The organism is Fibrella arboris, assembly GCF_041321095.1.
In the GTDB taxonomy this organism is placed as follows: Bacteria; Bacteroidota; Bacteroidia; order Cytophagales; family Spirosomataceae; genus Fibrella; species Fibrella arboris.
Genome location: NZ_JBGGWE010000025.1, coordinates 20286 through 27963 on the forward strand (window position 1 = coordinate 20286; position 7678 = coordinate 27963).

5 protein-coding genes are annotated in these 7678 nt (G+C 56.5%); 3 read left to right on the plus strand and 2 right to left on the minus strand.

Annotation, left to right across the window (positions count from 1 at the left end):
- Positions 1-108: 108 nt before the first annotated feature.
- The gene (locus ACAW75_RS25720) at positions 109-1263 is read left to right on the plus strand and encodes a mechanosensitive ion channel family protein (protein WP_370731660.1); all 1155 of its coding nucleotides are present in this window, start codon (positions 109-111) and stop codon (positions 1261-1263) included.
- Here the strand turns inward: ACAW75_RS25720 and ACAW75_RS25725 are convergent.
- Both ACAW75_RS25725 and ACAW75_RS25730 read right to left on the minus strand, forming a co-directional pair.
- Complete coding sequence (locus ACAW75_RS25725) at positions 1245-1679, minus strand: GNAT family N-acetyltransferase (protein ID WP_370731661.1); 435 nt, start codon at positions 1677-1679, stop codon at positions 1245-1247. The two genes, ACAW75_RS25720 and ACAW75_RS25725, sit on opposite strands and share 19 nt — an antisense overlap.
- A 119-nt stretch (positions 1680-1798) precedes the next feature.
- A complete protein-coding gene (locus tag ACAW75_RS25730; protein ID WP_370731662.1) occupies positions 1799-3643 on the minus strand; it encodes a family 43 glycosylhydrolase in 1845 nt (614 codons plus the stop codon).
- A 185-nt stretch (positions 3644-3828) separates the two neighbouring features.
- On the opposite strand from ACAW75_RS25730, the gene ACAW75_RS25735 reads away from it, so the two are divergent.
- Together ACAW75_RS25735 and ACAW75_RS25740 are read left to right on the plus strand one after the other, a co-directional pair.
- Positions 3829-5745 (plus strand): NADH-quinone oxidoreductase subunit 5 family protein, encoded by a 1917-nt coding sequence (locus ACAW75_RS25735; protein ID WP_370731663.1) that lies wholly within the window; start codon positions 3829-3831, stop codon positions 5743-5745.
- Positions 5746-5761: 16 nt separating this feature from the next.
- Complete coding sequence (locus ACAW75_RS25740; RefSeq protein ID WP_370731664.1) at positions 5762-7450, plus strand: complex I subunit 4 family protein; 1689 nt, start codon at positions 5762-5764, stop codon at positions 7448-7450.
- Positions 7451-7678 lie beyond the last annotated feature (228 nt).

Consider the following 7678-nt stretch of genomic DNA (forward strand, 5'->3'; position numbering starts at 1 on the left):
AGGGACAAACTAGAGTGGCTACCAGCGAGAACGTCCTGTAGGTTGGTCAAAGCCTCAGAAAACAGCCCAGTTCCTGTGTTCCGTTGAAATAGCGTCTACTTTTGCCCTATGCAGCAGCAACTCGATTCCTGGATTCGCTCCCTTGTCAGGTGGTTTGGCTACGTACCTAACCGCGATCTATCTGGCTGGATTTTATTGATCATTTCCATCATTGCGGGCGTGCTCATCACGTTTTTACTGGTACAGATTACCCGCTTCATTCTCCGGCAACGGTACGAGCCGGCGCTCTCCCTGTTGCGAACGTACCTGCGGGTAGCCTTCTACTTCTGGCTTCCTTCGCTCTTCTTTTTGATCGGTACCAACCTGCAAAGCGACCGGTTTATCAGGCGGCATCCGGTGGCCGACAAAACCGCTGAGATCCTCTTTCTGCTCACCAGTACCTGGCTGGCGCTAAGGCTCCTGAAAGTAGGCGAATTACTCATGGTGCGTAGTTATGACATCAGCAGCGACGCGAATCTGTCGGGCCGTAAGTTCGTCACGCAGGTGCAGTTTTTCCGGCGTATCCTGTCGACACTCATCGTCTTGATTGGCTTTTCGCTGTTGCTGCTCAGTTTTCAGGGAAGTCGTAAAGTAGGCGTCAGCGTGCTGACGTCGGCGGGGATCGTATCGGTGCTGGTTGGTTTTGCGGCGCAGAAATCACTGGGAAATCTGCTGGCGGGCATTCAGATCGCCTTTTCGCAACAGATTCGCCTCGACGATGCCGTGGTAGTTGAAAATGAGTGGGGCCGTATCGAAGAAATCAACCTCACCAACGTAGTGGTACGCCTCTGGGACCGGCGGCGGCTGATCCTGCCGATCACTTATTTCGTCGAAACGCCTTTTCAGAACTGGACGCGCTCAGACGCCAGCATTACGGGGGCCATTATGTTCTACCTCGATTATAACACGCCCATCGAAGCCATTCGCGAAAAAGCCAAAGCCCTGGCCGAGGCCGATCCGCTCTGGAACAAGCAGGTGTTTGTGGTGCAGGTGACCGATACCATGCCCACCAGCATTGCCGTTCGTATTCTGGTTTCGGCCAACGACGCACCATCGGCATTCGATCTGCGCTGCCATATCCGCGAAGCCATCATTGCGTTCCTGCGCGACGAGCACCCGGAAAGTTTACCCCAATCGCGGGTTATTTTTCAGGAAAACAGCCGCCCGGCCATCGACCAACATAACACCGCGCTCGACCCCGGCACTCAGAACCTGAGTACGTAGTACTGACACAGAAACGTTTGCCCGAATTCGTGACTCTTTCTTTGATACGTAGGCTCGAAACCGTTTCGCTCGTAAAAGCGCATGAGCGCCGGACGGGTGGCGTCGGTCTCCAGTTGGATTTCGTGGATGTTTCGTAGCAGGCACTCCGTTTTACAGAAATCGAGCATGGGCTGGAATAAATTCTGCCCCGCAAACGGCCGCCGTATCGCCACTTTATGGATCAATCCAACGGTGTTGGCGGGTAGGTCGGGGTAATACAGTGGATCTTCCCATTGTAAAATAAACGTTGCCGCGGGTTCGTCATCGGCGTACATGACATGGCAGTTTCCCCGTGTGTAGGCATCGATGAGGTTATCGACTGTTAGCGTGTCGGGCTCCCACATCATCTGCCCGCTATCGACCAGCCACTGCCCCACCTCCTGAACAATGGTCAGAAACTCCTCAGGTACGTCGTTACGAAACGTATATATAGGTCATTGATTGTTTTCGGTTAATGCTCTAGGCTGCTTTTGCATAGTAGGTTGCTGTATAAGCTCTACTTCACGCCTACCACGTCACTTAAACCCGAAACGCCGTTTTCGTTGAAGGCTTCGATGGCAAAATAGTAGGGGACGCCCACATTCAGGGCACGTAGCTCGAACTTGGTGGGCTGGTCGCTCCAGAACTGGTAGGTCTGGTACAGTTTATCGGGCGCAATGCCCCAGCGAATGTTATAGCCCGTAGCCGGTTCGCCGGTTCGACTGTGTACGTTGGTCCAGGTCAGGTCGGCGTTGCGCTCGTCTTTCTGCCGAACGGCGGTCATCGTTGGCGTAGCGGGGACTTTGCCAGACCCATTACCAAATACCCGAAACGCATTGATAGCCAGCGTTGACCCGGCCACATATACGTGCTCGTACCGAACGTACCTGGCCCGAACCGGCTTGCCATCGGCGCGAACAGGAATCTCTACGTACGCGCAGGCATGGTCTTTCTTGGGCTCTGGATGGTCCGATGCATCGGTCAGATCGGCTACCACATCGAATTTCTTGCCATCGAGCGAGGTCAGGATTTTGAATTGTGTGTAGACCGTCGAGTCGGAATCGAAGATCGTTTGCTTGTAGTCGATGTAGTCGACCTGCACCGCCCGGATATCCCGTTCCGCGCCCAAATCCGTCGTCAGCGTTTCGCCGGGGCGATTTTTACCGGCCACCCAGAACGTGCGTGGATTTTCGTCGGCAACCCGCTCTGCGTTCACTGTATCGGTAGGGGCGGTGGCTAGAGTTGATGAAGCGACTACCGGCTTTTTGTAGTTGAGCAGCATCCAGCCCGTAAACAATTCGTCGCGGTTTTGGAGCGGCTTTGTTGGCAGAAAATGTGGGTAATCGCCGAAGCGGGTGTTGGCATACATCTGCCCGTCTTTATCGAAACCGGCCGGGTTCATGACGATCCGACGTTCCATGCCCCAGTTGTAGCCAATCCAGGTGGTGCCGGTGTTCCAGTAGTTCCCGAAATTATCCTGAAACGTGTTGCCATGCCCGCAGCCCGTTGCAAACCCACCCGGCTTATAGGCAACCGGGTTGTAGGGCGCGTATTCCCACGGGCCAAGCGGACTTTTGCCCACGTAGGTACCGTTGCCATACACATTATATTCGGTGCCCGGTGCGCCGTATTGCAGGTAGTAGGTGCCATTGTGTTTGGTCATCCAGGCCCCTTCGGTAAACGGTTTAAATGGGTCGGAATGGTTGGGGCCGAAGCGCTCCCAGCCGTGTTTATACGGGTCGAGCCAGAACATGGCTTTGTACGCCTCGGCCGGATTATTTCCCGCATAGGTCAGATTTCGGCGCTTGTCGAGTTCAGCCCCGAAAATCGGGTACACGTTCGATGAACCCCAGTACATGTACCATTTATCGGTAGCGTCGTCGTGGAAAAGGGCCGGGTCCCAGGGGCCGATATCTTTAGGCAGGCGCGGCATCCAGCGGTTCAGGAACTTGAGCTTGCCTTTCTCCGGTTCGGTCGAATAAAAGATGGGGCGCTGCTCAAACGTGCTCTGGAACAGGTACAGCGTGTCGCGCACCGACAGCGCCGCCGGGGCACACATATCTTCCATCGGCCATTTATCAGGAACGATGTAATCCCAGTTGATCAGGTCTTTGGAATGCCACCAGCCGCCCTGAATGGTCACGAAGAGGTAGTACTCTTTTTTATGATTGATAATCACCGGATCTGCGCCCGACCGGTACGAAATCTTCTCGTTCAACTGCTCGAAATTATACCGATAGCTGATGTCCATCGGGTTGCAGTAGGTGGCGTTCGTTCTGCTTTGGCGGGGTTGCTGCGGCGGCTGTGCGTTGGCTGAAAGCAGGTACGTTGTTAGCAGAAAAAGCAGAGTGACAGTACGCATACAATTCTGGTGGGTTTGCCGGTAAAAGGCGTCGCGGTTTGGGCTTTACCCCTAGATCCCCTGAAGGGGACTTGCTTTGCTATTTCACATGTTCGCTAAGTGGCAGAGCCAAGTCCCCTTCAGGGGATTTGGGGGTAAAGCCGGCCTACTCACATCCCGTATATCTCTGTTTGTTTCCCGCCACAATGGGCCGGATATTTGCACCCGAATTCAATCATCTGTTGCCCATCGTGCCCGATAGTCTACCCACGCCGTTCCTGATTGCCCTGCTAGGCCTGCCTTTCGTGGCATTCGGGCTACTGTTTGGGAGTGGCAACCGGTCGGCAGCAGGGTGGCTGGCCGTTCTGACAACGGCTGTTGGTTTCGGCATCAGCCTGTACGCCTTGCCCACAACCCCGGCCACACAGGTCTGGACAACCAACTGGATTCAATTCCAGCGCCTGACAATTCCGCTTCAATGCCGGCTCGACGCCAGCGCTAAAATGATGCTCGTAGTGGTGCATGGCATTGCGCTACTGGTGCAGCTCTATTCACTCAGCTACATGCACGACGACGCCCGCAAAGGGCGTTACTTTGCTTATTTACAGCTCTTTATCGGGGCTATGCTCGGCATCGTCCTGGCGGGCAATCTGGTAGTTCTATACGCCTTCTGGGAGCTGGTCGGGTTGGCGTCATTACTGCTGATTGGGTTCTGGTACGACCGCCCTGCCGCTGCGGCTGCCGCCAAGAAAGCCTTCCTGATGAACCGCATTGGCGACGCCGCCTTTCTGCTGGGCATTCTGATGACGTACCTGAACACCGGTTCATTTGATTTCGGAACAGCGCCACTACCGACCCTTGCCGGTGTTTGCCTCTTTATGGGCTGCGTGGCCAAATCAGCGCAGTTTCCGTTGCTGACCTGGTTACCCGATGCCATGGAGGGGCCAACGCCCGTGTCGGCGCTGTTGCATGCCGCTACGATGGTGGCCGCGGGCATTTTTCTGCTGGCCCGTATTCACCCGATGCTCTCGCCCGATGCCCTGCTGGTTGTCACGCTCGTAGGTACGTTGACCACCGTCTGGGGCGGTTTCTCAGCTTTGTTTCAATCCGACATCAAGCGCGTGCTGGCCTTCTCAACGATCTCGCAATTGGGCCTGATGGTAGCCGCCATGGGCACCGGCAACGTGGGTGGTGCCCTCTTTCACCTGCTCACGCACGCCTTCTTCAAAGCGGGCCTCTTCCTGGCAGCAGGTAGTGTCATTCACGCCGTTCACACGCAAGACATGCACCAGATGGGCGGCCTCAGGAAGGCCCTGCCGCATACGTACCTGACGTACCTGATCTGTGCGGCAGCACTGGCGGGCGTCCCGCTGCTGTCTGGTTTTCTGTCGAAGGAAGCGATACTTGGCGGGGCATTCGGTTGGGCCAGCGAACGCGGCGGACTGGCGCCGTTGGTTCCGTTCACACTGCTGCTGTCATCCGGGCTTACGGCCGTATACATGGCCCGTCAAATCCGGTTGATTTTCTTCGGACGGCCCACAAACAGCAACGTACCCAGCCCGCACGAACCGGATTGGCTGATGCGCGGGCCGGTCTGGCTGTTGACCATCCTGTCGGTTGGTTTCTGGTTTTCACTGAATCCATTATCGGCGCATCATAGCTGGGTGGTGCAGGCCCTTGGTCAACCACTGCCCGAGGGTGGGGCCGGCTGGCTGGCCCCGGTGTCGGTCGTTCTGGTTGGCCTTGGTGGCTGGCTGGGTTTCCGGCTTCACGAACCGGCCGCAGCCAGTTGGCTGGCACGGGCTTCACAGCACTATGGCTACCTCGACCAGGTTTATCAACGTATCATAACCGGGCCGGTGCTCTGGCTGGCCTCGCTTGTGAACCGGACTGATCAGCGGGTGGTCGACGGCGTGGTCGATGGTGTTGGCCTTGGTACCGTTATGCTGGCCCACCTGATCCGCTTTGTCGACCGCTTCGGCGTTGATGGCGTAGTAAACGGAGCGGGAAAAGTAGCTATGGGCGTAGGGCAACTTACCCGCTCTGTGCAGGGCGGACGAATACAGACATACATCGCTACGGCGCTGGCCATAGTGATTTTAGTACTTTGGTTGATTCTTTGATAACCGTTACACCGTTTTGAACCTACTTTCGCTCCTTATTTTCATTCCCCTCGTCGGGGCCTTGGTAGTAGCCCTGCTGCCGGGCGAACGCCCTGCCCTGTTTCGCGGGATAGCCCTGGCCGTTACACTCATTGAGGTACTACTCAGTGCGCTTGCCTACACCCAATACGTACCCGGCAACCCCGATTATCAGCTGCTCGAACAGGCCGACTGGATCACGCTGCCGTTGGGTAGCCTGGGCGTGGCCTCGATCGATTACCTGGTTGGGATCGATGGCATCAGTCTGCCGCTCGTGATGCTGTCGGCGGTGGTAATGCTGGTAGGCGTTATCTCTTCCTGGACCATTACGCAGCGTACCAGAGCCTATTTTTCGCTCTACCTCCTCCTGACCGGAACGATCATAGGCTGCTTTGTGGCCATCGATTTCTTCCTGTTCTTCCTCTTTTTCGAGTTCATGCTCCTGCCCATGTATTTCCTCATCGGGCTATGGGGCGGTCCACGGCGCGAGTATGCATCCATCAAATTTTTCCTGTACACGCTGGCCGGCTCTGTACTGATTCTGCTGGTCATGATCGGCCTGTACCTGTCGGTGATGGACCCCGTCAGCACAGCCGTCAATGCCGGGTTGATTGAGCTTGCCGGTGATTTTACGGCCGATGTTCGCCAGCTTCTTCAGGCGCAACTGGCCAATGGTCAACTCAACCCCGCCCTGATCGTTCATACCTTCGACTGGCGCTACATGACCGACGGCGGCAACTACTTGCCGGGATCATTTCTGAGCGGGGCGGGCGAAGTCATGGTGGGGGGCATGCCAAGCCGGATGCTGGCGTTCTGGGCCGTTTTTCTGGGTTTCGCCATCAAGCTGCCCATTGTGCCGTTCCATACCTGGTTGCCCGACGCCCACGTTGAAGCGCCCACGCCGGTGTCGGTGGTGCTGGCGGGTGTGCTGCTGAAAATCGGTGGTTACGGCTTCATCCGGGTAGCCTGGGGCCTTTTCCCCGACGCCGGAGCCGAATATGCCACCACCCTGGCCATGCTGGGTACGTTAACGATCGTTTATGGTGGCCTGAACGCGCTGGCGCAGTATGACCTGAAGAAAATGATCGCCTATTCGTCGGTGTCGCACATGGGTTTTGTGCTGCTGGGGGTGGCGTCAATCACGGCCGAAGGGATCAACGGGGCCATTTATCAGATGGTGAGTCACGGTATCTTATCGGCGATGCTTTTCCTGCTGACGGGCGTTCTCTACGACCGTACCCACGATCGCCGCATCGACTCCTACCGCGGCCTGATGACACCCATGCCGCAGTACGCTACGCTGACGGCCGTAGCCTTTTTCGCCTCGTTGGGTCTACCCGGTTTTCCGGGATTCATTGGCGAGCTCTTCACGCTGATGGGCAGCTACCAGTCGGTCTATCTTCCCGGCTGGATCACGGCCGTGTCTACGCTCGGCATCATTCTCGCCGCCGCCTATTTCCTCTGGACCATGCAGCGGATGTTCTTCGGCCCCACCTGGGTACGTTCGCAAAACACATCAGCCAACCAGACAGCCATTGAGCCACTGGCTGATCTGACGGTCCGTGAACGCTTCATGCTTGTTCCACTGGCCCTACTGGCCTTGGGCATCGGGCTGTTTCCCAACTTCATTTTTGGCCTTACCAATGCAACGGTAGCGCGCTGGTTGCTGGCGTTTGCCGTAGAATAACCGAAACGAATTGACGCTACCTTTCTGTCCCCCGCTGGCAGATAACCAACCTAAGTAACAGCCACAAACCCCGAAAGGCCCAACAACTGCGTTGGCCCTGGTGCCCGAACCTGGTGCTACCGGGACCATAAGAAGCTGTTTGAGTTAATTTTCCGTCGCGTAGCCGCACCGGCGGACCGGACCTAACAATCTAGCGTTTTGCTGGGTCCGGTCCGCCGGTGCGGCTAC

Coding starts and splice junctions, on each gene's coding strand:
- ACAW75_RS25720 (WP_370731660.1), top strand. CDS start 109: ATGCAGCAGCAACTCGATTCCTGGATTCGCTCCCTTGTCAGGTGGTTT.
- ACAW75_RS25730 (WP_370731662.1), bottom strand. CDS start 3,643: ATGCGTACTGTCACTCTGCTTTTTCTGCTAACAACGTACCTGCTTTCA.
- ACAW75_RS25735 (WP_370731663.1), top strand. CDS start 3,829: ATGGGCCGGATATTTGCACCCGAATTCAATCATCTGTTGCCCATCGTG.